Source organism: Xenorhabdus doucetiae (assembly GCF_000968195.1).
GTDB lineage: Bacteria > Pseudomonadota > Gammaproteobacteria > Enterobacterales > Enterobacteriaceae > Xenorhabdus > Xenorhabdus doucetiae.
In genome coordinates this window covers 115,188-137,549 of record NZ_FO704550.1, presented here as the reverse complement: position 1 = coordinate 137,549, position 22,362 = coordinate 115,188, and the positions used below count along the sequence as shown (strand labels likewise).

Genomic DNA, 22,362 nt, shown 5'->3' with positions numbered 1-22,362 from the left:
ACTATCCTTTCATTGATTTTCCAGCAAGTTCTGAACTGAATGCCAGACTTGATCTACCGATATGGCTGACATTGCATCTTGGCGGGTTGCCTGCCTGTAATCGACAGGATGTTCAATGACCGCTAATTCTTTCAAAGCCCGAATAACCGGGGTCACAAGCAATGTGTCACCAAAGCGGGCAATATTGATGATTAAAATATTTTGGGGTTGCATAATAATGAATATTAAATTATCAATCCAAGGATTGGCACTTTGGGGTACTATACAATAAAGTTATTCGATGTTCTATTTACGGTGAATAAATACAATAGCCATGAAAAATAAAATTTATTATATTTCAAACTGTTAAATAACAATATCGCTTATTTTTCCAATCCAGATAGAAATAATACAAACAAACTATTACCGCTTGCTTTCTATACTACGATAAAAAATAGACTCCATTTTATCTAACATATTATCCATGCCAAATAAGTGAATAGCCCGTTGCAGTGAAGCCTCTCCCATCCGTAAACGCAACTCTGCATCATGAATTAATAAGTCTAATTTTTCTGTTAATTGTTCAACATTTCTCGGTTCGATAACATACCCCGTATCGCCATCAATCACGGCTTCGGCAATCGCGCCCACGGAGGTAGACACCACCGGTAATCCACATGCCATTGCCTGCATGATGCCTTGAGGTACACCTTCATTACCAAACGAAGGTAAGGCAAAGATATCCATTGCATTTAAGCAATCAGGGACATCCTGACGGTTGCCGAGAAAAATGACACTTTCGGTCAACCTTTCCTGCTGAACCCGCGGCTCTAAGTTCTTTCTCTGCGGGCCATCGCCCACGAACAGCAATTGCCAGTCAGGATAACGTTGATGAAGAATTTTCCAACTATCGAGCAAATAACGATGCCCTTTCCACGTTCTCATGGTGGCAACAATACCCAGTGTTGGCTTGTCTTTGATACCAATGCGCTGACGACTCAATGACTTACTTGCAGGATGAAAACGCGACAAATCAATCCCTGTCGGTACCGAAGTCATATGATCGAGTGGATAATCATTATATGCATGCAGATATTGGCGCAGTTTTTCCCCTGTGGTCACAATGTGCTGGCAGGCGTGCAAATATAGCCAACGAGTCGCAATGGATTTTGAAACATGAGTTGAAACATGACGGGTTCGGACGATCGGCGGCATGCCTTTTAATGTGGCACATGCCGCAGCCACTAGCCAAGCGTCCGTAGAGCTATGGGTATTGATAACATCGAATTGGCGACCTTCGGTCTTTAGCCAATGACGCATTGCCCGCAGACAGGAAAAACGTTTTTTTTCAATGGGAAGTGTAACAACCGGCACACCATAACGGTGGGCTTCGCGGTAAAGCGTTGAAGTCGGGCAACAAACGATAACCACATGGTGCCCACGCTGTATCATGCCCTGAGATTCTGTCAGGATACGAATTTCCTGCCCTCCCCAGCCGCACGATGATTCTGTATGTAAGATATTCAAAGTCTTTCTAACCATTTTAGCGCTACGCTTGACGGCTCATCATTAAAAAAACGGTAGTATAACTGAACAATGTCTGACGTTCACACACATCACCTGATTTAAACGTCACTGCCATTGCGTTATCAACAGATATAAAAAAACCCAGCATAATGCTGGGCTTTTCACAATCCACTAAAATTATTTAATTTTAGCTTCTTTGTACATAACATGCTGGCGAACAACTGGATCGAATTTTTTCATTTCCAGTTTTTCTGGCATAGTACGCTTGTTCTTCGTTGTGGTATAGAAGTGACCTGTACCAGCAGAAGAGACCAGCTTGATTTTATCGCGAATACCTTTAGCCATTTTTCAGCTCCTTAGTACTTCTCACCACGGGCACGCAGTTCAGCCAGAACTGTGTCGATACCTTTTTTGTCAATCACACGCATACCTTTAGCAGTTACACGCAGGGTTACAAAACGTTTCTCAGACTCAACCCAGAAACGGTGAGAGTGCAGGTTAGGCAGAAAACGACGCTTAGTCGCATTTAATGCGTGGGAGCGGTTGTTACCACTCACCGGGCGCTTGCCAGTAACTTGGCAGACTCGGGACATGTCTATTCTCCAAAAATCAAATAAGCTCGAGCTTTGTATTGGGTGTGACCGCCTCGTCAGGCTTAGGAGCCGAGATAGGCTCTTCTCGTCAAACCCAAGATCCTCAAAGGTGGCGTAGTATACGCCCTCATTCGCAGATGCTCAAGTCCCGAACAGCTAAGATATGATCGTATCGCGAAAAAACCGTATTAAATCCAACCTCTTTCCATAAATGAGACACAAGATTGTTTGCCAATGACAATATGATCCAAAACCTTAACGCCAACCAACTCACAAGCCTCAATAATTTTTTCTGTCACCAATTTATCTGCCAGGCTAGGCTCTGGATTGCCGGAAGGGTGATTGTGGGCAAGAATAATCGCTGCCGCATTCACTTTCACCGCCTGTTTGACAATTTCGCGCGGATGAACTTCAACTTTGTTTATCGTTCCTTTAAACATTTCATCATGGCAGATAACTTTATTTTGGTTTGTCAAAAACAGCACCACAAAGACTTCTCGATCTTGCCAAGATAATAAATCCTGCAAATAATGCTGAGTTATCGCGGGACTGCTCATAATATCTTCGTGGATAAACTGACTGGAAAAAAATCGTTTTGCCAATTCAGATATCGCCTGCAACTGGACATATTTGCACAATCCCATGCCCTTATGGGAACAAAAGTCGGCGTAATCCGCGGATAACAGATGGTAAAGTGAACCAAACGATTTCAGCAGATTATCCGCCATTTGCACGACAGGAATGCCCCGGGTTCCCGTACGCAAAAAGATCGCCAATAACTCCGCATCCGTTAAAGAAACCGCCCCATAAGCCAGTAATTTCTCACGGGGAGGAAGATTTGAATGCAATTCTTCGCTTTTTTCCATTGCTGTGACATCCATACAGACTCCTCCCTTAACCTTCCTTGCCCCATAACCACCCTCCGTGACGATGGCCTCCATCAAACCGATATTCACTCGCCGCCTACTATCGCCGCTACTATCCCATGATGAAAAAATCATCGCCAGCCCGATTTGTGAGGCTTGCGCAGCGCTTCGCAAACTTGTCATTTTGGCTGCCTAAGCAGGCGCGGTTCTCAACTCAATATTTTCTTGTGATAGAATCTTAAGGAATTGCAACTGACCTCTGGGCAATCAACATGACAGGATTTTCCGGCAAACAAATTTCTGACCATCCGCTTTCTGGTAAACAAATCGTCCTCGGGATCAGCGGAGGGATCGCCGCTTATAAAACGGCCGAACTGGTGCGCCGCTTACGTGATCGTGGTGCTCAGGTGCGCGTTGTCATGACGCCCGCCGCAGAGGCTTTTATCACGCCATTGACGTTACAGGCCGTCTCTGGCCATCCTGTCTCTGATGATCTTCTGGACCCCGCCGCTGAAGCCGCGATGGGGCATATCGAACTGGCAAAGTGGGCTGATTTAATTATTCTCGCGCCCGCCACCGCCGATCTGCTGGCTCGCTTAACCGCGGGCATGGCGAATGATTTAGTCACCACTATTTGTCTGGCCTCCGCTGCCCCCATTGCGGTTGCACCGGCCATGAATCAACAAATGTATCGTGCACAGGCAACCCAACATAACCTGAAGGTACTTAAAGAGCGCAATATCTTGATTTGGGGACCCGATGAAGGCAGTCAGGCCTGTGGCGATGTCGGGCCGGGAAGAATGTTGGAGCCAATGACGATTGTCGAACGGGCAACGCAGCATCTCAATACTGAGCAAAATTTTTCCGGGCTGCGCATAACGATTACCGCCGGGCCAACCCGTGAAGCCTTAGATCCCGTCCGTTTTATCAGCAACCACAGCTCCGGTAAAATGGGGTTCTCCATTGCACAGGCCGCCGCAGAGCGGGGGGCAGAAGTAACATTAATCACTGGCCCGGTTAATTTACCCACCCCGCAAGGCATTAAGCGTATTGATGTCAACAGTGCTCTGGAAATGCATGAGCAGGTGCAAGCGAGTGCGGCTTCACAGAATATCTTTATCGGTTGTGCTGCCGTATCTGACTACCGTTTCAAGCAAATCTCAACTGAGAAAATCAAAAAACAGGGTGATGAAATCACATTTACGCTCGTGAAAAACCCTGACATTGTGGCGAGCGTTGCTGCAATGGAAAAAAATCGTCCGTTTGTCGTTGGGTTTGCAGCCGAAACCCAGAATGTGGAAGAATATGCCCGCGGAAAACTCAAACAGAAGAATCTGGACTTGATTTGCGCAAATGATGTATCCCTGGCCGGACACGGCTTCAACAGTGATACTAATGCACTACATCTATTCTGGCATGATGGTAGTGTTCATTTACCCCACAGTGGTAAATTACAACTCAGCCACCGCTTATTAGACGAGATACTCAAACGCTATGATGAAAAAAATCGACGTTAAGATCCTTGATCCCCGCATCGGGCAAGAATTTCCTTTACCGACTTATGCTACACCTGGCTCTGCGGGTTTAGACTTACGTGCTTGTCTGGATAATGCAGTGGAACTGGCACCCGGTCAAACGGAACTTCTGCCAACCGGAATAGCTATCCATATTGCAGATGAACAATTGGCTGCGGTCATCCTTCCTCGCTCTGGTCTGGGTCACAAGCATGGTGTTGTTCTGGGCAATTTGGTCGGGCTTATCGACTCGGATTATCAGGGACAATTGATGGTTTCAGTCTGGAACCGTGGTGATAAAACGTTCACCATCGAACCCGGTGAACGCATCGCCCAAATGGTTTTTGTGCCGGTTGTTCAGGCTGAATTTAATTTGGTTGAAGATTTTGATGCGAGCCAGCGCGGCAGTGGTGGATTTGGTCATTCCGGTCGTCAATAACTTTCCATAAAGCCTGATACCGTCAACCTAATTTTCATATTTTTTGCCCACGATGTTTTGCCAATAACGTTTTTTGTCAGCAACGTTCTTGCCTGCAATAACATTGTGGCAAAAAATAGCTGGATTTGTTTTGCTGTTTTAGCAGGGGTCTTATCAGACATGGCAGAAAAAGAACGTACAAAAAAGAAAAACAGGCGTGAGGAAATCTTGCAGGCACTGGCACATATGCTGGAATCCAGTGATGGCAGCCAACGCATTACGACTGCAAAACTCGCCGCCAACGTTGGTGTTTCTGAAGCCGCGCTTTACCGTCATTTTCCGAGCAAAACCCGGATGTTTGACAGCTTGATTGAGTTTATCGAAGATTCTTTGATTTCACGTATCAATCTGATCCTGCAAGATGAAAAAGACACCATCAAGCGCGTTCGGTTAATCCTCGCCCTTCTTTTGGGCTTTGCGGAAAAAAATCCGGGACTAACCCGTATCATGACCGGTCATGCGCTTATGTTTGAACAAGACAGATTGCAAAATCGCATCAATCAGCTATTTGAGCGAATCGAAATGCAACTTCGCCAAATTTTAAAAGAGAAAAAAATCCGTGATGGACAGGGCTTCAGTTATGATGAAACCGTATTGGCCTCACAATTACTGGCGTTTTGTGAAGGGATGCTCTCCCGTTTTGTTCGCTCTGAGTTTCGCTATCGCCCGACAACTGAATTTGAAATACGCTGGCCTTTAATGCTGACCCAACTACAATAATCTGCCACGACAATCGCTTATCGCAGCATCATAAATTCGCATCTTTTATTATGCAGCGAAGGATAACGTGCGGATTTTTTATTGAGTTGTGTTACTATGTTCCGGCTCATTGAGTTCACGACTCAGTAGCTCAATAATGGCATCATTGTCACCATCCTTACCATGATAGATGCCATTTCTACTACTCACCCCGCCCACCCTTGGGCGAGGGATTTTTTTTTCACTCAACCTATCATTACTGCTGGCAATATTGACTGCCCATCAAATACCGTATTCTTTACGATACGCTTCCACCGCTTCCAAATGGGATTGCATCTCTGGATTTTCGCGTAAATAACTGACCAAATCATTCAAGGTAATGATGGAGAAAACCTGACAATGGTAGTCACGTTCCACTTCTTGAATCGCTGAAAGCGTTTCACGACCACGCTCCTGACGATCCAGACACAAAATCACACCAGACAGCGTTGCCCCGTGCTGTTTAATGATTTCCATCGACTCACGGATCGCCGTACCTGCGGTAATAACATCATCGACAACAACCACATTGCCTTGCAGCGGACTGCCAACCAGCGAACCCCCTTCGCCGTGATCTTTGGCTTCCTTGCGGTTAAAGCAATATGGCATATCAATATCATGATGTTCAGCTAGTGCCACTGCGGTGGTTGTCGCAATCGGAATCCCCTTATAAGCCGGCCCAAACAGCAAATCACACTGAATTCCGCTATCCAGCAGCGCTGCCGCATAGAAACGGCCAATCAACGCCAAATCGCGCCCGGTATTAAACAGACCCGCATTGAAAAAGTACGGACTTTTGCGACCCGATTTCAGCGTAAATTCGCCAAATTTCAGCACCTGTTTTTTCAGTGCCAGCTCAATAAATTCGCGCTGATAGGCTTTCATTGGAGTTTCTCCTCTTTGATTTTGTCATTCATTACTATTGCAGGTATCAGGTATATTGCGGGCATAAAAAAGGCGACTCTTCCGCCGCCTGATTTATTGATTATTTTAGTGGAACTTGTTCCAACGCATCTCGCTGCGCTTTGAAAATCGTCTCCAGTCCCTCTTTTGCCAATGAGAGCAGTGAGAGCAATTCATCATGGCTGAACGGTTCACCTTCTGCCGTGCCCTGCACTTCAATCATTCTGCCGTCATCCATCATGACAATATTCATGTCAGTTTCGGCCGCAGAGTCTTCGACATATTCCAGATCACAACGTCCTTCACCCTCAACGATCCCAACAGAGACTGCCGCAACCATCGATTTCAGTGGGCTTTCTTTCAGTTTGCCATCCGCAACTAACTTATTCAGGGCATCAACCAATGCCACACAAGCACCAGAAATAGCCGCCGTGCGCGTACCGCCATCCGCTTGGATCACATCGCAATCCAGCGTAATGGTAAATTCACCCAGTTTTTTCAAATCGACGGCAGCACGCAGCGAACGTGCAATCAGGCGTTGGATTTCCATCGTGCGGCCGGTTTGTTTGCCCCTGGCCGCTTCACGCGCATTACGGCTATTGGTCGCCCGCGGCAACATGCCGTACTCGGCCGTGATCCAGCCTTGCCCCTGACCTTTCAGGAAACGTGGAATTCCTTCTTCAACGGAGGCATTACATAACACTTTGGTATCCCCAAATTCCACCAGAACAGAGCCTTCCGCGTGTTTAGTGTAATGACGGGTCATTTTAATAGGACGCACCTGCCCCGCTGCTCTTCCCGCCGGACGCTTTCCTACTAAGCTCATAGTGTGATCTCCGTTGTTCGCAATGATTGGGGGCGCATTATACGGCCTAAAGCGGCGAATGCCTATCCTGCATCTGCATGGGACGTTATAATCCGCCCATCATTTATAAACTGGGAATGAATTATGATCCGTAGTATGACCGCTTTTGCACGGCGAGATATCAAGGGGGATTGGGGCAATGCAGCCTGGGAACTGCGTTCCGTCAATCAGCGTTACCTGGAAACCTATATTCGCCTGCCAGAGCAATTCAGGAGCCTTGAACCTGTCATCCGTGAGCGCATTCGTTCCCGCCTGACGCGCGGTAAAGTGGAATGTAACCTGCGTTTTGAACTGGGCACCCTTGCCCAAAGCGCCTTAATGCTGAATGAAAATCTGGCAAAACAACTGGTTGAAGCGGCAAGCTGGGTGAAACAGCAAAGTAATGAAGGTGAAATTAATCCGGTGGATATCCTGCGCTGGCCGGGCGTGATGTCTGCCGAAGAGCAAGATTTGGATGCCATCAGTGCCCAATTGCTGGTGGAATTAGATCTGGCACTGGATGCATTTATCCAGAGCCGTGAGACGGAAGGACAAGCTCTCAAGACACTGATTGAACAGCGTTTGGATGCGGTCACCGTGGAGGCGATGAAAGTCCGGGAACAAATGCCGGCAATCCTGCAATGGCAGCGCGAACGCTTGCAGACCAAGCTGGAAGAGGCACAAATTCAACTGGATAATGGCCGCCTTGAGCAAGAACTCATTTTATTAGCTCAACGTATTGATGTGGCAGAAGAGTTGGATCGTCTGGATGCCCACGTTAAAGAGACACGCAATATCCTGAAGAAAAAAGAAGCCGTTGGCCGCCGGTTGGATTTCATGATGCAGGAATTTAACCGCGAATCGAATACATTGGCTTCAAAATCCATTAATGCGGATATCACCAATTCTGCGATTGAGTTGAAAGTGCTGATTGAGCAAATGCGCGAGCAGATCCAAAATATTGAATAGGGTTTCCTAGAAATTCACAACCCTTCATCAAGCCAGCATATACCTTGTTATAGCTGGCTTTTTACGTGGGGTTTACGTTTATTTCGTGAGGATTACGTAACGTAGGCATGATGTGGTGACGTGAACCAAATGAATCCATAGACTGCAAAACTTTATCTGCGTTGTTGAATAATCACCCAAGAAATGTACAATTAATATGTACAGATTTGGAGGAATATTATGCGTACATACACCTCAACTCAAGCCCGTGCCAACATCGCGGAAGTGTTGGACACAGCGGCTCACGGTGAACCTGTTGAAATTACCCGTCGAGACGGCAGCTCAGCAGTCGTTATCAGTAAAGCAGAATTCGATGCTTGGCAAAACGCTAAGCTGGATGCAGAGTTCGATGCGATTATGCAACGTCATGGGCATACGATAGAGGCGCTGACAAATCGATGATATGGGTCAGCGCACAGGAAGTTATCGCTTTTCATGACCGAATATTACAACGGCTTCCCGGCGTTGCCGGAATGCCCGATTCTGGTAGAGCTGAAGCACTCATCTATCGGGTACAAAACCGTACACACTATGAAGGCATAACAGATATTTTTGAACTTGCAGCGACCTATTGGGCTGCTATCGCTCGTGGTCATATTTTCAATGATGGTAATAAGCGCACAGCGTTTTTCGTTACCATGACTTTTCTCTATCGTAACGGTATCAAGATCCTTGATAACGACAATACATTGGAAAACTTAACAGTAGATGCCGCTACGGGCGAGAAAACCGTTGACCAGTTGGCGCAGCACCTACGCGAATTGGTGGACTATACTAATCTGAGCTGTAATCCATGATAACAGCACGCTTTTTTGAGGATGTTAAGGAACACCTCGATTTAGCGTGTACCAAAGGGTGTACCCCTAGAAAATATTGAATATCACCAACCCAGCAACGACAAGGCTTTACTCCCCATACTCAATGAATAGATTCAGTCACAACATTTCATAAAGCCAGATATATACCAATCGCCATTGAAGATGCTTGATTTCTTATCCAAACCCGATCATGCTTGCAATCATGAAAATTCATCTGACACCAGAACAAAAACGTGCCCTCGAATTGATGCATGATACCACTCGTGATAGTCGAGTCTGTGATCGCATCAAGGCCGTGCTTTTGGCGTCAGAGGGCTGGACAGCTCAGATGATTGCTCAGGGCCCTTACGTTTTCATGGAAACTACGGTAAGGCCGTCCCCTAAAAGATTTTCATCGCGCCAGGAAAAACTCACCCCCGGAAATGGGGGTTTCTGAAAGCCATCTCTTTGCCAAAACAAACCGCCCGATCTTGTTTGATTATTTGACGGCAAATTTGCTGCATACGCCCGCTCAAATTGTGGATTATGTACGAGCTCGTTGGCAGGTGTCTTTCAGCGTGGGAGGCATGACGAAATGGCTTCACCGACAAGGTTTCAGCTACAAAAAGCCAAAGGGCGTTCCTCATAAATTCGATGCGGATAAGCAGCAACAATTTATTGATGACTACCAGTCTCTGAAAGACCGGGCAGGTCAGAATGAACCTATCCTATTTATTGATGCGGTGCATCCTTCGCAGTCCACAAAGCTCAGCTATGGTTGGATGAAAGCGGGGAAAAATCAGGTAAAAGTGGTCGAAACCACCGGCAGTCGTACCCGTCTCAATCTTCTGGGCGCCCTCAATTTACAACGAATTGAAGACACCGTGATCCGTGAATACCCGAGTATCAATGCCGAAAATATCGCGTATTTTTTCGGCGCTATTAGAGAAACTTACCCACTTTCGCAAAAAATTCATATTATTCTGGATGGGGCGGGTTACCACCGGGCAGAATTGGTGAAAGAGGTGGCATATGTCCTTAATATTGAACTGCATTACCTACCGCCTTACAGCCCAAACCTCAATCCAATAGAGCGATTGTGGAAGTATATGAATGAGCAAGTACGTAACAATGTTTATTTTCCGGATGCGAAGACATTCCGTGAAACCCTTCGTCACTTTTTTCATGTCACTTTGCCAGAAAAAGCGAAAGAACTCACGACTAGACTGACTGACAACTTTCAGATTTTAAAACCTGCATCTTCAAGTTAGATTGGTATAGAAGCTTTCGTAGTCACTGCTGATTCAGGTAGTTTCACCGCAGCTGGACATCAGTTGAATTTGACCAATTCTGCAATTAGCAAGAGTGTGGCACGCTTAGAAGATCGACTGGGCACTCGCCTGTTTGAACGAACAACTCGCCGATTAACGATGACTGATGCTGGGAGTGCATTCTACCGCACTTGTGTCCGTGTACTCGCGGACTTAAAAGAAGCAGAAGTTGTTCTCAGCACTCAATTTAAAGAGCCTGTAGGGCGATTGCGATTAGATGCACCAGAGGCGTTTGGCCGTTTACGCGTTTTGCCGCTACTTTTACAATTTACAGAACAACATCCCTATTTACTGCCTCACATATCGCTCACTGATCGCTTTGTTGATCTGCTAAATGAGGGAATAGATGTGGCTGTACGTATTGGAGGAGCGGAACACTGGCCAGCGTCCTTGGGGCATCGTTATCTTGGCAGGGAACGTTTAATTTTTTGTGCTTCACCCAGCTACTTAGCAAAACACGGCACACCAGCGTCAGCGGACGAACTGGTATGTCATGATTCTGTGCTCTACGGTAAGGCTGATGGAAGTACGAGTCCTTGGTTGATTACAAATAATACTGGTTTGGTTGAACGTAAGACAATGGAAGGGCGTATCATCGTGGGTAGCGGCGAGGCTCAGGTTAGTGCAGTTAAAGCCGGGTATGGCATAGCACAATTAGCAACGTGGTTGATACGTGATGATATAAAACGAGGTGATTTAGTGACAATTTTGCCTGAACTGACCACAGATGGTTTGCCCCTGAATTTAGTCTGGCCGATTGGAAGGCAATTGTTTCCTAAGGTGAATAGCATATTGGAATTGTTAAGCAAAGAGTTACGGATTAGTTAGGTTATTACTTTTCATCCTGTTGCGAAAACACCAGAAGCCCTTACCACCCCCAGAAAGCAAGGTGGTGAGAATAATCGACAACTAATTACATGAATAAATTTTCGTCATCCAAGTTCAATGACAGGGAGCCTTTCCCTAAGCCCATTTATACCGTTATGCTAATGTCATGACACACTTTATGAGCAAATTACAGCAACTATGGCACACAAACTTGACGACTTTATTCGGTACGCCCTCAATGCACAGCCCATCAGCGGGACATCGCTGATCATCTCCTTATACGGTGATGCACTCAACCACCGGGGCGGTGAAGTCTGGCTTGGCAGCTTGAGCCTCTTGCTGGAACCGATGGGGTTTAGTGACCGTTTCGTGAGAACAGCCGTATTCAGACTGCAAAAAGAGGGGTGGCTTACGGTAGAAAAATTGGGGCGACGCAGTTATTACCGCATCGCCGAACGGGGTATGAATCAGTTCCGTCATGCAGAGGACAAAATCTATCTTAGTGAACAACCGGAATGGGATGGCAAATGGGATCTACTCCTCCTGGAAGGCGTCGCTAAGAACGCGCGTACCCGCCTGAAAAAAGCGCTAGGCTGGCTTGGGTTTGCCCAATTTAACAGTAGCCTGATGGCCGCCCCAAGCAGTCCACAAAGAGACATTCCCACGCTATTGGGGGAACTCAACGCCAGCGATTCTGTCATCTATTTCCGGGCTGATTATCCTTACACGCGTTCGGAACAGAACCTGAAAGAACTCGTCTCTGTCAATTGGTCACTGGAACAGGTATCACAGCACTATCACGAATTTATCGTTTCGTTCCGCCCGTTGATGGCACTGTTGCGGGATTGCCATGAAGCCGACCTGACACCAGAACGCTGTTTCCAGCTACGCCTGTTACTCATCCACTTTTACCGCCGCATCGTCCTGCGTGATCCACTGCTGCCGAATGCCCTGCTACCCGCACAATGGGAAGGGCAGATTGCCCGTAATTTGTGTATCAATATTTATCAGCGTATTGACCTAGCCGCGACACGCTATGTCAGTGAATGTTGCGAAACCACCATTGGTCAATTACCTCAGCCCACTGCGGCGTATTATCGACGTTTTGGTGGCTTACACAGTGAAATGAACGTCTATTCCCAATAAATTTCGAGAGGAAAAAACCATGTCGAAGCTCATCTATTATGTCGCCGCCACAATGGATGGTTATATTGCGGCTGAGCACCATGAATTAGATTGGTTATATGATTGTCCACCCGGTGATGATGCCACGCCTTATGATGCTTTTTATCAGAATATCGGTGCCGCAATTATAGGAACTGGAACTTATGAGTGGATTATGAAAAATGCCGCAGGTGAATGGCCGTATCAAAATATTCCTTCCTTTATCCTCTCCTCTCGAAATTTAACGCTTTCTGCTGATATCAATGCCGTTGTCACTCAAGACAATCCCCAAGCTATTGCAGCCAAGGCAAAAGCCGCAGCCAAAGGAAAAGATGTTTGGGTGATTGGAGGAGGCAAAACTGCCGCCAGTTTTGCCGATGCAGGAGAGTTACAACAACTGTTTATTACCACCGTTCCGGTATTTTTAGGCTCTGGCATTCCTGTCCTGCCCGTGAGTCAACCTGTTCATGTAACGCCGAATAAACAGCGATGTTTACGAAACGGCACGATTGAAACCATCATGGATATTACATTGACGAAATAGCCATGAATCACACATATCCATATAGATCTGAGTCGAATGACACTCTGCGCCGTTACGGAGCGCAGATCTTTATCAATCTTGTAATGAATTAATTATTTCCTGCATCTGGCACGGGAATATTATCCGGGCGCGATATTATTGCCGGATAAACGATAACCCGTACCCATTAATCACCAACGCAATTAAACCCCTAATGATAATAAGTATCACAAATGTAAAAAAGTCTTTAATTTCAAATCAATGGCTTAAAATGTGATCCAAAACTCAAACAAAACATCTTTTCATATTCAAAATATAAAAATCTGTCTAGGATTGGGTTGCTATTACTTCAGTCTATTCATTATCTCATCACGATAGTAATCATTCTGTTAATCGCAAGACCCCGTTTATTTATCACTCCTGCCACACAAAGGAGAAAAGGCATGAAGAAAAAACAAATAAATCAAAAGGATATTGATAACCTTATTACATTGATTGGTGGTAAAGAGAATATCGCTTCCGTCAGTCATTGTATCACCCGCCTCAGATTCGTTCTTAATACACCAGAAAATGCCGATGCCAAAGCCATTGAAGAGTTACCGATGGTCAAGGGGTGCTTCACCAATGCCGGGCAATTTCAGGTGGTGATTGGGACGAATGTGGATGTCTATTATAAAGCGCTGCTTGAAACCACAGGGAAACAATCCATTAATAAAGAAGAAGTTAAACAAGCTGCTCGCCAAAATATGAAATGGTATGAAAATGCAATTTCACATTTTGCTGAGATCTTCTTCCCACTGCTGCCGGCCCTGATCAGCGGCGGTTTAATCCTCGGTTTTCGTAACCTGATCGGGGATATTCCCTTTAGTGACGGGAAATCCCTCGCGCAACTCCATCCTGTCTGGCAGAGTATCTATGATTTTCTCTGGCTGATCGGGGAAGCGATATTCTTCTACCTCCCTGTGGGGATCTGTTGGTCTGCCGTCAAAAAGATGGGCGGAACCCCCATTCTGGGCATTATTCTGGGGATCACGCTGGTTTCCCCGCAATTGATGAATGCTTACCTGCTTGGGCAACAAACGCCCGAAGTTTGGAATTTCGGCTGGTTTACCATTTCGAAAGTCGGTTATCAGGCTCAGGTCATTCCTTCCTTGTTAGCCGGCCTAACATTGGGATGGATTGAAACCCGGCTGAAAAAATGGGTGCCGGATTACCTCTATCTTGTTATTGTCCCGGTGACTTCTTTGCTGCTGGCGGTTTTCCTTGCCCATGCCCTGATCGGCCCTGCCGGACGCGCTATCGGGGATGGTGTCGCCTGGGCGGTCAAAGGGCTGATGACGGGTAGCTTTGCGCCTATCGGAGCGGCTTTGTTTGGTTTCTTCTACGCCCCGCTGGTGATCACCGGTGTCCACCAAACCACGCTGGCCATCGACCTGCAAATGATCCAAAGCACCGGCGGAACCCCGATTTGGCCGATTATTGCGCTCTCTAATATCGCCCAAGGGTCTGCCGTTGCCGGCATTGTCTGGGCCAGCAAGAAGCAAAAAGAACGCGAAGTCTCTATTCCTGCGGCAATTTCAGCCTATCTGGGTGTCACCGAACCCGCCATGTACGGCATCAACCTGAAATATCGTTACCCAATGTTTTGTGCGATGGTGGGTTCTGCTATCGCCGGGCTGATTTGTGGGCTCAATCATGTGACGGCCAATGGCATCGGCGTTGGCGGCATTCCGGGCATTCTCTCTATCAAGCCGCAATTCTGGATGGTTTACTTTATTGCCATGATCGTCGCGATTATTGTGCCGTTACTACTGACCATTCTGGTTTATCGTAGAAATGAACGCAAAGCAATCTTACCCAATGAACTCGCTAATTAATTTTGCAAGTATCTATTTATGGCGGAACAAAAATGATGACGGAACAAAAACCCTGGTGGATGGATAGCGTTATCTACCAAATTTATCCAAAGAGTTTTCAGGATAGTACCGGTAGCGGCACGGGCGATATCAACGGGATCACCCAACGACTGGATTATCTACAGCGGCTTGGTGTTGATGCTATTTGGATCACGCCAATTTACCCTTCTCCACAAGTGGATAATGGTTATGATGTCGCCGATTACTGCGCGATCAACCCTGATTATGGCTCCATGCAGGACTTTGATAATTTAGTGCAAAATGCCCATCGCCGCGGCATTCGCATTATTTTGGATATGGTTTTCAATCACACTTCAACCCAACACCCGTGGTTCCAAGCGGCACAGGAGATTGATAGCCCCTACCGCCAGTTTTATATCTGGCGGGAGGGTGCTGAAAGTGCCCTGCCCAATAACTGGAAATCCAAATTCGGCGGTAATGCGTGGCAATGGCACGCAGAGAGTCAACAATATTACCTTCACTTGTTTGCGGTAGAACAAGCCGATTTAAATTGGGAGCATGAAGGCGTTCGTGCCGAATTGAAGAAAATCTGTGAGTTCTGGGCTGATCGTGGTGTTGATGGCTTGCGTCTGGATGTCATTAATCTTGTTTCAAAACAGCAAGATTACCCTGATGATGATCACGGCGATGGCCGCCGATTCTATACTGATGGCCCACGGATACATGAGTTTCTGCAAGAAATGAGCCGTGATGTTTTTCAGCCTAAGGGGTTGATGACGGTGGGTGAAATGTCCTCCACCGGCCTTGAGCACTGCCAACGCTATGCGGCTCTGGACGGAACGGCGCTCTCCATGACGTTTAATTTTCACCATCTAAAAGTTGATTACCCAAATGGCGAAAAATGGACGCTTGCAAAACCTGATTATGTTGAGCTGAAAAAGATTTTCTCAACATGGCAGCAAGGGATGCACCAAAAAGCCTGGAATGCGCTCTTCTGGTGTAATCATGATCAACCCCGCATTGTTTCTCGATTTGGGGATGAACATCAGCATCACAAAACCTCCGCCAAAATGCTGGCAATGGTGCTGCATGGTATGCAGGGTACGCCTTATATTTATCAGGGTGAGGAGTTGGGTATGACAAACCCTCACTTTACGCGTATTGAAGATTATCGGGATATCGAAAGCCTGAATATGTATCAAGAACGTATTGAAAAAGGCCTGCAACCAGAGGATACACTGGCGATTCTGGCGCAGAAATCCCGCGACAACAGCCGAACCCCCATGCAGTGGAATGATTCAGCCAATGCGGGTTTTACCACAGGTACGCCGTGGATTGCGCCTTGCCGTAATTACCCAGAGATCAACGCTGAAATCGCCTTACAGGATGAAGATTCCGTTTTCTATTGCTACCACAATTTGATTAAATTGAGAAAGCAACAACCCATTCTGACCTACGGTGATTACTTGGATCTGTTACCAGAACATCCGTCACTGTGGTGTTATCTGCGTCGTTGGCAGGAGCAAACCTTGCTGGTCATTGCAAACCTCAGCGGTGAAACACAACTTTGGTCTCCGGAATCCTCTCTTTTAAACAAAGAATGGCAGGTATTGATAAGCAATTACCCATCTCCGGCCAAGGTAGATCATGAAATTAAGATTAAACCTTATGAGTCAATATACTTAATATCTAAATGACAACGATATTGATATATCGTCATTTATCGTAATAAGTTGTTTATAAAACCTTTTAGAAAACCATACCCCGTAAAAAAATAAGACGGGGTATGGTTTTTCATTTCAAAAACATAATAAAACTTTATATTCATCCGATATAAAAACATTATTTAAATCCAACTTGATATTTGATAATCCTTGCTATACTTAAAAGTAACATATAGAAATAATAATCCATAGTTACATTTAATAAGGAGAGATCATCATGTTTCAAATTGCAGATTTCATGCCAGTTAATGGCACAAATTTCGTTTGGAAAAAAATATCTGAATCGTCTCACGGTGTAGATACTTCTGTCTTCCCTGATTTAATTAACCCTCATGAAAATAGACGGTTTTATATTTTCGGTTCTCATGAGGATAACATGGTAAATTGTTACTTTGATGTAGAATATCAAATAATGGATTCAGAAAATAGTCGTTTCAAAATACTTGGAAGGTATCAACTTGGGCCTGGACGATTAGGTTTAGAACTCGATTTGGTAAATATAGACACACTCAATCATAGAAAAGGGAATATAATCAGCCTTGGTTCGAAACCAAAGGAATTAACTTGCTTATTTCTTATTGGTGATGCCGATTATTATATAGGGCCTGATATAAATGCTGGATCTTGGATACGAGACCACCTTCCTCTTTTAGGGGACCATTCACTAAAAGAGATCTGTATCCCAGGTTCTCACGATGCAGGAATGAGTGTCGTTACATGGAAAACATTGTTGGCTGCCGAATGTAACACATTAACTCAAACAAATAATATCTTAGGGCAGTTGAATTTAGGTATAAGATATTTTGATATTAGACCCGCCCTTAGCGATGGGAAATTTTTTACTGAGCACTTTAGTAAAGTGATCATTTGGGAAGGCGCCCTTGGTGAATCAATGGAATCTATCATTAATGGCATTAATAAATTTACAGAATACAATAATGAATTAATTATGATAAAACTTTCCCATTCCCTTAATTTAGACGTCGGTTTTTTTGAGACATATCGTCCGTTTAACAAAGACCAGTGGTTTGATTTATTCGATCAATTATCTACCATTAATTATTTATACTATCACAACGGTGTAGGTAACGTCTCCGACTCAACTATTAATACCCTGACCGCTAATGGAACGCGCCCAGCCGTTTTATTCTTTGTCGATAAAGAAAAAGAACCTGATGTTGATTTAGGTGAATACGAAGATGCAGGATTTTTTTACCTTAGTGAATTAAATATGTATTCTCAGTTTTCTAATTCAGATGATTATATTTACATGATTCATGACCAAATTCAAAAGATGCGCGACCATGCACCAAAGCAGTACTTTGAAATAGAGTGGACTCTGACTCAACAATTTACCGAAGTTTCATCATGCTCCACCGGGATTGGCTTCAGTATCAGAGAATTAGCCGATATGGCAAATAATATATTGGTAGAAGTTCTTCATCCAGCTATAACAAAAACAGAATATCCTAATATCATCCTTATCGATAATGTGAAAGATACAACAGCGGCACTATTAGCCTTAGCTATCAATTGGAAGGTATTTGAATGAAGACTCATGCAATGGCAGTATATTAATGGCATACTCATGAAATCTGTGCCATACTTTTTTAATCTCAAACAAGGAGTATGCCATTATGTTTTACTCAAGATACTTAACTTATTTGGGGGCCATCAGTCTATTCTTCTCTACCTTTGCATTATCTACCTTTGCACAAGCACAAGTCCCCACCCAACAATTATCGCTAAGCCAGAAAAAATATCTGCAACAGCAAATTAATGAACAAGTTATCGATAAATCTGCACTATCAATGGTCGAAGGTTGGTCAGAGACCAAAAAAGTGGCCGAGTTTATTTGTCGCCCTTTTGCCTTACCCGTTATTCAGAAATACCATAAAGATGCTGATAAAGTTTTCCTTGGCATTGATTCACCAGGGGATATTAAACTCAAAAACGCGTCTGAATTGGTCGGCATAGGGATGTACAGAACCGATGATGGTTGGCACAACATACGATTCTCCTGCAAATTAGATGCAATCGGCAAAGCCCGGTCATTCAAGTTCGAAAACATTGTTCCGCCAAAATTGCAAACTGAGCCAGAGCCTGTCATTCCTTCCCATAAGGAGAAATAAATGAAATATCTCTGGTTGATGTTACTTATTTTCTCTCCCCTGAGTTTTGCTGCCAGTTTTGACTGTACAAAAGCTAAGGCACTGGATGAGAAAGCCATTTGTTCAAATCCAAAGCTGAATGATCTGGATGTGGAATTAAGTGTGAAATATCACTTTCTGCGCGGGCTGTTTGCTATGGGAGTATCAGGCGAGATGTATGATAACCAAAATGCCTGGCTGAAACAGCGCCAAAAATGTAAGGGAGAGACAGCCTGTCTGCTGCAAAATTACCGCCAACGCATTCATCAACTTGATATGCTGTATAATTCAATAGAGAAACCAATTTGATAATAAATCATTAAGAACTCAAGGCGTGATTTTCTTTCCTTGAGTTTTTTATAAAAAAATCATCTGTATAAAATTTACACTTGCTTTTTCTTATACTGACTGTTAATAATTTCAGCATCATGAAAAATAAATTGATCGACAAATTGGTTAAGCCAATCCAACAAACTACCACCACCGAAACCATCAGGTTGTTCGGGGGGTAAACACGACTAAATTTTTAAACCCTCTGAGCGATTCGCCAGAGGGTTTTTTATACCTGCCCCATGCGCTTCGCCCAGAGTTTCACTAAAGGAGTCATGATGAAAACTCATCGCGAAATCGCACAACAGCTTGACCTATTTCACTCTGAGCCACAAGGGCCGGGCATGATCTTCTGGCACCCAAACGGATGGCGTTTATTTCAAAATATTCAGCAGCATATTCGCCAACTGTATCAACAACACGGTTTTCAGGAGGTTCGTACTCCCCAGTTTTTGAAAAAAGATCTCTGGCAGACTTCCGGCCATCTTATGATGTACGGAGAGGATATGTTCTTCGGTGGCGATCAAGAGAATATGCAGGCATACGCGCTAAAACCGATGTCTTGCCCGGCGCATATTTTGCTGTTCAAACGCGGCGTACACAGCTACAGGGAACTACCCGTCAAGCTATTTGAATTTGGTCTTGTTCATCGCAATGAATCTTCTGGTTCTTTGAACGGCTGTTTGCGCCTGCGTCAGTTCACTCAGGATGATGCGCATGTTTTTTGTGCCTGGTCACAGGTTCAGGATGAAGTCATTCACTTTCTGAACAGAGCCAAACTTGTCTACCGCCAGTACGGTTATCAGCATCTTTCCGTCAAAGTCTCCACACGCCCAGAATCCTCTCTGGGAGACGAAGCATTGTGGCAAAAAGCTGAACAAATCCTGATTGACGTGTGCCGAAATGCGTTGATTGATTTCGAATTACAAGTCGGAGAAGGGGCATTTTATGGCCCCAAAATTGAGCTGGCTCTTCAAGATAATCTGGGGCGCGAGTGGCAATGCGGCACAATCCAACTGGACTTTAATCTGCCGGAACGATTTGATATCGCCTATACAAATGCTGCCGGAGAGAAAGAACATCCGGTTATCCTGCATCAAGTCATGTATGGTTCAATAGAGCGATGGCTCGGTATGTTGCTGGAAATCACTCAGGGTGCCTTGCCGGAGTGGATTCATCCATTACCCGTTGCGATTGCTACCGTTGACGAAACGGCTATCGACTATGCCAATACATTAGTGGATTTGCTCAGGTCTGCCGACCTGCATGTGCTGACAGACCACAGTAATAGTTCCGTTGCCCGTAAAATCAAACGGTTCCATCAAATGAAAATTCCCAATATTTTGCTTGTCGGAGAACAGGAGATGAAAACACATCAAGTTGCGCTACGCCGGGGAAAAATGGTCACGACGATAGAGAAAATGAAGCTGGTTGAGCAATTACTTGCATATAGGAACATGTAATGTCCGAAGGCACCTGTTTGGCCACTGAGTTATTCAGTGGCCGAGCGCTTATACGGCCCGTGACAAAAACCAGCGCAAACGGAGCACCGAAATAAAGCTGAAACTTAACAGTATTAACATAAACACCATCCCTGCCCATATCGATCCGAAATAAGTCACCACCCATTGGAAAAGTAATGAACCCAATGCTAGACCGCCAAAAAAGGCAAAGGAAATTCGCCCAGATGCTGTGGGTATTTCTCCAAAACAATCATGTTGTAGAATCATAACCATCGCCAGAGCATTGGTCGCAACAAGCGTACAACCAATCCCTATCACCCCGGCATAAACCAACCAGAGGTTTTGTACGGTGGCATTAAATGTTGCAATTAATGCGAAGAAAGCGAAGACAAACAAAAGCGCCAATAAGTCGGATTCCTGCTTAAATCGACTCGCCAGAGGTGTCAGAACTAAACGAGAAAGCCATCCCATCAGTCCGAATAGTGTGATAAGAGATGCAGCCTGATCGGGAGGCATTCCCAATTGAGAAGCAAATATCGGCACCTGAGTAATAAAAGCGGCCAACACAATCCCAACACAGCCTTGCATTAACATCAGCATCATTATGGCGCCCAATTGCCCCGCTTTGCGAGATTTCATCGGTGAAACGGTCACTCTGGGCTGCCAATTGCGAACAGCCACGACAATCGCCATGAGCAGGCACATTGGAACAATGGTGCCTAATGCTGTGCGCCATCCCCATTGTGTCGCAATCCATGGCAAAAACGACCCCGCCACTAATGCAGAGAGTTGAACTCCAGATTGCTTCAATCCCACCATGAACGATTTATTCACAGGAGCCACTTGTGTCGCAATGGCTTGATTAGTCATTGGATTTGCCAAAGCCTGAGCAATACCACAAACCGCTATTGCCAGTACCATCAACCAAGGATGATTTGCCAAAATCAATGCCGCAAATGCCCCTCCAGTGAATAGAAACAACATGATACCCGCCCAACGGATGCCCAGCTTTTTCATCCATCTCCCAGCAGATAAGGATAGAATGGCAGCCACACCAAATGCTGCTAACGTAAATCTTCCCAAGAGTTCACGATCAATCGTACCTTCCTGTAAAATAAAGGGAGCCAATGCCCCGCAAGCATAAAGAATTAGCATAGGGAGTGCCATTGCCAGTATTAGAATAAATCCCAGTGATAACTCCCTCTTTTTTTTATTATGGGATTCAGCTTGTATCGCCATATTTGCTTATTTCTCCAATTTACCGGTGTATTTTCAACACAAGATATGTAGGGTAATTTTGATCACTTTTTCTTTTTTGTCCCGTATATAACTAATCGGGCTTTACAGTCAGATACTTAAAAAGAAGGTATCAATAAAGAATATAAAATGACGAGCTAATTTTTATTATTCTGCGAACGCTAAGCAGATTTCATATCCAATGTAAGCAGCTTGCCAGTGTCTACTTAATAATACTCGGCTAATGGCAAAATTCAGTGATTGGTTAACAAGAGTTTTATTTTTCACTCACAAAGTGATATTTAGCGCCATCACATAACAAAATGAATCTAATAGCTTTTATTGAAAGCAAAAGACAACACAAGACAACACAAGACAACAACTGGCGGAAGACCACAGGAGTTGAACCTGCCGGGGGTCGCTGGCGACCCCATCTGGGTTTGAAGCCCAGCCGCCCCACCGGGGACGATGATCTTCCATTAATAAATT

At 45.0% G+C, this 22,362-nt stretch carries 23 protein-coding genes, 1 tRNA gene and 1 pseudogene; 16 read left to right on the top strand and 9 right to left on the bottom strand.

All coding sequences use genetic code 11. The annotated features are described in order from the left end of the window. Positions 1-9: 9 nt before the first annotated feature. The 5 genes from XDD1_RS19790 to radC all read right to left on the bottom strand — a co-directional run bounded on the left by XDD1_RS19790 (position 10) and on the right by radC (position 2,980). Entirely contained in the window at positions 10-213 is a 204-nt protein-coding gene (locus XDD1_RS19790) for a hypothetical protein (protein ID WP_045967851.1), read from the bottom strand. A gap of 189 nt (positions 214-402) precedes the next feature. Beyond that, positions 403-1,521: a glycosyltransferase family 4 protein gene (locus tag XDD1_RS00640; protein ID WP_045967848.1), complete on the bottom strand. Its 1,119-nt coding sequence runs from the start codon at positions 1,519-1,521 to the stop codon at positions 403-405. A 162-nt stretch (positions 1,522-1,683) separates the two neighbouring features. Beyond that, entirely contained in the window at positions 1,684-1,851 is a 168-nt protein-coding gene (rpmG, locus tag XDD1_RS00635; RefSeq protein ID WP_010847629.1) for a 50S ribosomal protein L33, read from the bottom strand. An 11-nt stretch (positions 1,852-1,862) separates the two neighbouring features. Continuing rightward, entirely contained in the window at positions 1,863-2,099 is a 237-nt protein-coding gene (gene rpmB, locus XDD1_RS00630; RefSeq protein WP_045967846.1) for a 50S ribosomal protein L28, read from the bottom strand. A gap of 188 nt (positions 2,100-2,287) precedes the next feature. Next, complete coding sequence (gene radC, locus XDD1_RS00625; protein ID WP_045967844.1) at positions 2,288-2,980, bottom strand: RadC family protein; 693 nt, start codon at positions 2,978-2,980, stop codon at positions 2,288-2,290. 257 nt (positions 2,981-3,237) lie between these two features. On the opposite strand from radC, the gene coaBC reads away from it, so the two are divergent. The 3 genes from coaBC (at position 3,238) to slmA (ending at position 5,677) form a co-directional block, all read left to right on the top strand. Continuing rightward, positions 3,238-4,482, top strand: coding sequence for a bifunctional phosphopantothenoylcysteine decarboxylase/phosphopantothenate--cysteine ligase CoaBC (coaBC, locus tag XDD1_RS00620; RefSeq protein ID WP_045967842.1), 1,245 nt, complete (start codon positions 3,238-3,240; stop codon positions 4,480-4,482). Next, a complete protein-coding gene (gene dut, locus XDD1_RS00615; protein ID WP_045967840.1) occupies positions 4,460-4,918 on the top strand; it encodes a dUTP diphosphatase in 459 nt (152 codons plus the stop codon). The genes coaBC and dut overlap by 23 nt, the downstream gene beginning before the upstream one ends. Positions 4,919-5,077: 159 nt before the next feature. Next, on the top strand, positions 5,078-5,677 hold the full coding sequence (gene slmA, locus XDD1_RS00610) for a nucleoid occlusion factor SlmA (RefSeq protein WP_045967838.1): 600 nt from the start codon (positions 5,078-5,080) through the stop codon (positions 5,675-5,677). Positions 5,678-5,938: 261 nt separating this feature from the next. Here slmA and pyrE read toward each other — a convergent pair whose 3' ends face one another. Both pyrE and rph read right to left on the bottom strand, forming a co-directional pair. Continuing rightward, positions 5,939-6,580: an orotate phosphoribosyltransferase gene (gene pyrE, locus XDD1_RS00605; RefSeq protein ID WP_045967836.1), complete on the bottom strand. Its 642-nt coding sequence runs from the start codon at positions 6,578-6,580 to the stop codon at positions 5,939-5,941. A gap of 100 nt (positions 6,581-6,680) precedes the next feature. Beyond that, positions 6,681-7,424 carry a ribonuclease PH gene (gene rph, locus XDD1_RS00600; RefSeq protein WP_045967834.1) on the bottom strand — a complete coding sequence of 248 codons (744 nt, stop codon included), beginning with the start codon at positions 7,422-7,424 and terminating at the stop codon, positions 6,681-6,683. A gap of 123 nt (positions 7,425-7,547) precedes the next feature. On the opposite strand from rph, the gene XDD1_RS00595 reads away from it, so the two are divergent. The 13 genes and pseudogenes from XDD1_RS00595 (at position 7,548) to thrS (ending at position 20,637) form a co-directional block, all read left to right on the top strand. Beyond that, entirely contained in the window at positions 7,548-8,411 is an 864-nt protein-coding gene (locus XDD1_RS00595) for a YicC/YloC family endoribonuclease (protein ID WP_045967832.1), read from the top strand. 219 nt (positions 8,412-8,630) lie between these two features. Continuing rightward, positions 8,631-8,852: a type II toxin-antitoxin system Phd/YefM family antitoxin gene (locus XDD1_RS00590; RefSeq protein ID WP_045967830.1), complete on the top strand. Its 222-nt coding sequence runs from the start codon at positions 8,631-8,633 to the stop codon at positions 8,850-8,852. Then, a complete protein-coding gene (locus XDD1_RS00585; protein ID WP_045967828.1) occupies positions 8,849-9,247 on the top strand; it encodes a type II toxin-antitoxin system death-on-curing family toxin in 399 nt (132 codons plus the stop codon). Before XDD1_RS00590 ends, XDD1_RS00585 begins: the two co-directional genes overlap by 4 nt. Positions 9,248-9,470: 223 nt before the next feature. Then, positions 9,471-10,518 (top strand): annotated as a pseudogene (locus XDD1_RS00575) (IS630 family transposase). Further along, positions 10,519-11,406, top strand: a complete 888-nt coding sequence (locus XDD1_RS00570) for a LysR family transcriptional regulator (RefSeq protein ID WP_045967824.1) — start codon at positions 10,519-10,521, stop codon at positions 11,404-11,406. Positions 11,407-11,604: 198 nt separating this feature from the next. After that, the gene (gene paaX, locus XDD1_RS00565) at positions 11,605-12,552 is read left to right on the top strand and encodes a phenylacetic acid degradation operon negative regulatory protein PaaX (protein ID WP_045967822.1); all 948 of its coding nucleotides are present in this window, start codon (positions 11,605-11,607) and stop codon (positions 12,550-12,552) included. A gap of 19 nt (positions 12,553-12,571) precedes the next feature. Further along, positions 12,572-13,114, top strand: a complete 543-nt coding sequence (locus tag XDD1_RS00560) for a dihydrofolate reductase family protein (protein ID WP_045967820.1) — start codon at positions 12,572-12,574, stop codon at positions 13,112-13,114. A 422-nt stretch (positions 13,115-13,536) separates the two neighbouring features. Next, a complete protein-coding gene (gene treB / locus XDD1_RS00555; protein WP_045967818.1) occupies positions 13,537-14,970 on the top strand; it encodes a PTS trehalose transporter subunit IIBC in 1,434 nt (477 codons plus the stop codon). Positions 14,971-15,005: 35 nt separating this feature from the next. Continuing rightward, the gene (gene treC, locus XDD1_RS00550) at positions 15,006-16,667 is read left to right on the top strand and encodes an alpha,alpha-phosphotrehalase (RefSeq protein ID WP_045973262.1); all 1,662 of its coding nucleotides are present in this window, start codon (positions 15,006-15,008) and stop codon (positions 16,665-16,667) included. Between the two features lie 244 nt (positions 16,668-16,911). Beyond that, a complete protein-coding gene (locus tag XDD1_RS00545) occupies positions 16,912-18,246 on the top strand; it encodes a PI-PLC domain-containing protein (protein WP_045967816.1) in 1,335 nt (444 codons plus the stop codon). 85 nt (positions 18,247-18,331) lie between these two features. Next, the gene (locus XDD1_RS00540) at positions 18,332-18,826 is read left to right on the top strand and encodes a hypothetical protein (protein ID WP_045967815.1); all 495 of its coding nucleotides are present in this window, start codon (positions 18,332-18,334) and stop codon (positions 18,824-18,826) included. After that, positions 18,827-19,153: a lysozyme inhibitor LprI family protein gene (locus tag XDD1_RS00535; protein WP_045967813.1), complete on the top strand. Its 327-nt coding sequence runs from the start codon at positions 18,827-18,829 to the stop codon at positions 19,151-19,153. It begins immediately after the preceding gene. Positions 19,154-19,449: 296 nt separating this feature from the next. Continuing rightward, positions 19,450-20,637 carry a threonine--tRNA ligase gene (thrS, locus tag XDD1_RS00530; RefSeq protein WP_071827232.1) on the top strand — a complete coding sequence of 396 codons (1,188 nt, stop codon included), beginning with the start codon at positions 19,450-19,452 and terminating at the stop codon, positions 20,635-20,637. Positions 20,638-20,685: 48 nt separating this feature from the next. Here thrS and XDD1_RS00525 read toward each other — a convergent pair whose 3' ends face one another. Next, the gene (locus XDD1_RS00525; protein WP_045967811.1) at positions 20,686-21,876 is read right to left on the bottom strand and encodes an MFS transporter; all 1,191 of its coding nucleotides are present in this window, start codon (positions 21,874-21,876) and stop codon (positions 20,686-20,688) included. 380 nt (positions 21,877-22,256) lie between these two features. Further along, positions 22,257-22,351, bottom strand: a tRNA-Sec gene (locus XDD1_RS19280). Between the last annotated feature and the right edge of the window lie 11 nt (positions 22,352-22,362).

What these genes read in the sequence shown, in the direction of transcription:
- XDD1_RS00545 (WP_045967816.1), top strand. Translation starts at nt 16,912, where the DNA reads ATGTTTCAAATTGCAGATTTCATGCCAGTTAATGGCACAAATTTCGTT.
- rpmG (WP_010847629.1), bottom strand. Translation starts at nt 1,851, where the DNA reads ATGGCTAAAGGTATTCGCGATAAAATCAAGCTGGTCTCTTCTGCTGGT.
- pyrE (WP_045967836.1), bottom strand. Translation starts at nt 6,580, where the DNA reads ATGAAAGCCTATCAGCGCGAATTTATTGAGCTGGCACTGAAAAAACAG.
- XDD1_RS00640 (WP_045967848.1), bottom strand. Translation starts at nt 1,521, where the DNA reads ATGGTTAGAAAGACTTTGAATATCTTACATACAGAATCATCGTGCGGC.
- coaBC (WP_045967842.1), top strand. Translation starts at nt 3,238, where the DNA reads ATGACAGGATTTTCCGGCAAACAAATTTCTGACCATCCGCTTTCTGGT.
- XDD1_RS00540 (WP_045967815.1), top strand. Translation starts at nt 18,332, where the DNA reads ATGTTTTACTCAAGATACTTAACTTATTTGGGGGCCATCAGTCTATTC.
- XDD1_RS00525 (WP_045967811.1), bottom strand. Translation starts at nt 21,876, where the DNA reads ATGGCGATACAAGCTGAATCCCATAATAAAAAAAAGAGGGAGTTATCA.
- dut (WP_045967840.1), top strand. Translation starts at nt 4,460, where the DNA reads ATGATGAAAAAAATCGACGTTAAGATCCTTGATCCCCGCATCGGGCAA.
- thrS (WP_071827232.1), top strand. Translation starts at nt 19,450, where the DNA reads ATGATGAAAACTCATCGCGAAATCGCACAACAGCTTGACCTATTTCAC.
- XDD1_RS00560 (WP_045967820.1), top strand. Translation starts at nt 12,572, where the DNA reads ATGTCGAAGCTCATCTATTATGTCGCCGCCACAATGGATGGTTATATT.
- XDD1_RS00585 (WP_045967828.1), top strand. Translation starts at nt 8,849, where the DNA reads ATGATATGGGTCAGCGCACAGGAAGTTATCGCTTTTCATGACCGAATA.
- slmA (WP_045967838.1), top strand. Translation starts at nt 5,078, where the DNA reads ATGGCAGAAAAAGAACGTACAAAAAAGAAAAACAGGCGTGAGGAAATC.
- radC (WP_045967844.1), bottom strand. Translation starts at nt 2,980, where the DNA reads ATGGATGTCACAGCAATGGAAAAAAGCGAAGAATTGCATTCAAATCTT.
- treC (WP_045973262.1), top strand. Translation starts at nt 15,006, where the DNA reads ATGACGGAACAAAAACCCTGGTGGATGGATAGCGTTATCTACCAAATT.
- paaX (WP_045967822.1), top strand. Translation starts at nt 11,605, where the DNA reads ATGGCACACAAACTTGACGACTTTATTCGGTACGCCCTCAATGCACAG.
- treB (WP_045967818.1), top strand. Translation starts at nt 13,537, where the DNA reads ATGAAGAAAAAACAAATAAATCAAAAGGATATTGATAACCTTATTACA.
- rpmB (WP_045967846.1), bottom strand. Translation starts at nt 2,099, where the DNA reads ATGTCCCGAGTCTGCCAAGTTACTGGCAAGCGCCCGGTGAGTGGTAAC.
- XDD1_RS19790 (WP_045967851.1), bottom strand. Translation starts at nt 213, where the DNA reads ATGCAACCCCAAAATATTTTAATCATCAATATTGCCCGCTTTGGTGAC.
- rph (WP_045967834.1), bottom strand. Translation starts at nt 7,424, where the DNA reads ATGAGCTTAGTAGGAAAGCGTCCGGCGGGAAGAGCAGCGGGGCAGGTG.
- XDD1_RS00535 (WP_045967813.1), top strand. Translation starts at nt 18,827, where the DNA reads ATGAAATATCTCTGGTTGATGTTACTTATTTTCTCTCCCCTGAGTTTT.
- XDD1_RS00590 (WP_045967830.1), top strand. Translation starts at nt 8,631, where the DNA reads ATGCGTACATACACCTCAACTCAAGCCCGTGCCAACATCGCGGAAGTG.
- XDD1_RS00595 (WP_045967832.1), top strand. Translation starts at nt 7,548, where the DNA reads ATGATCCGTAGTATGACCGCTTTTGCACGGCGAGATATCAAGGGGGAT.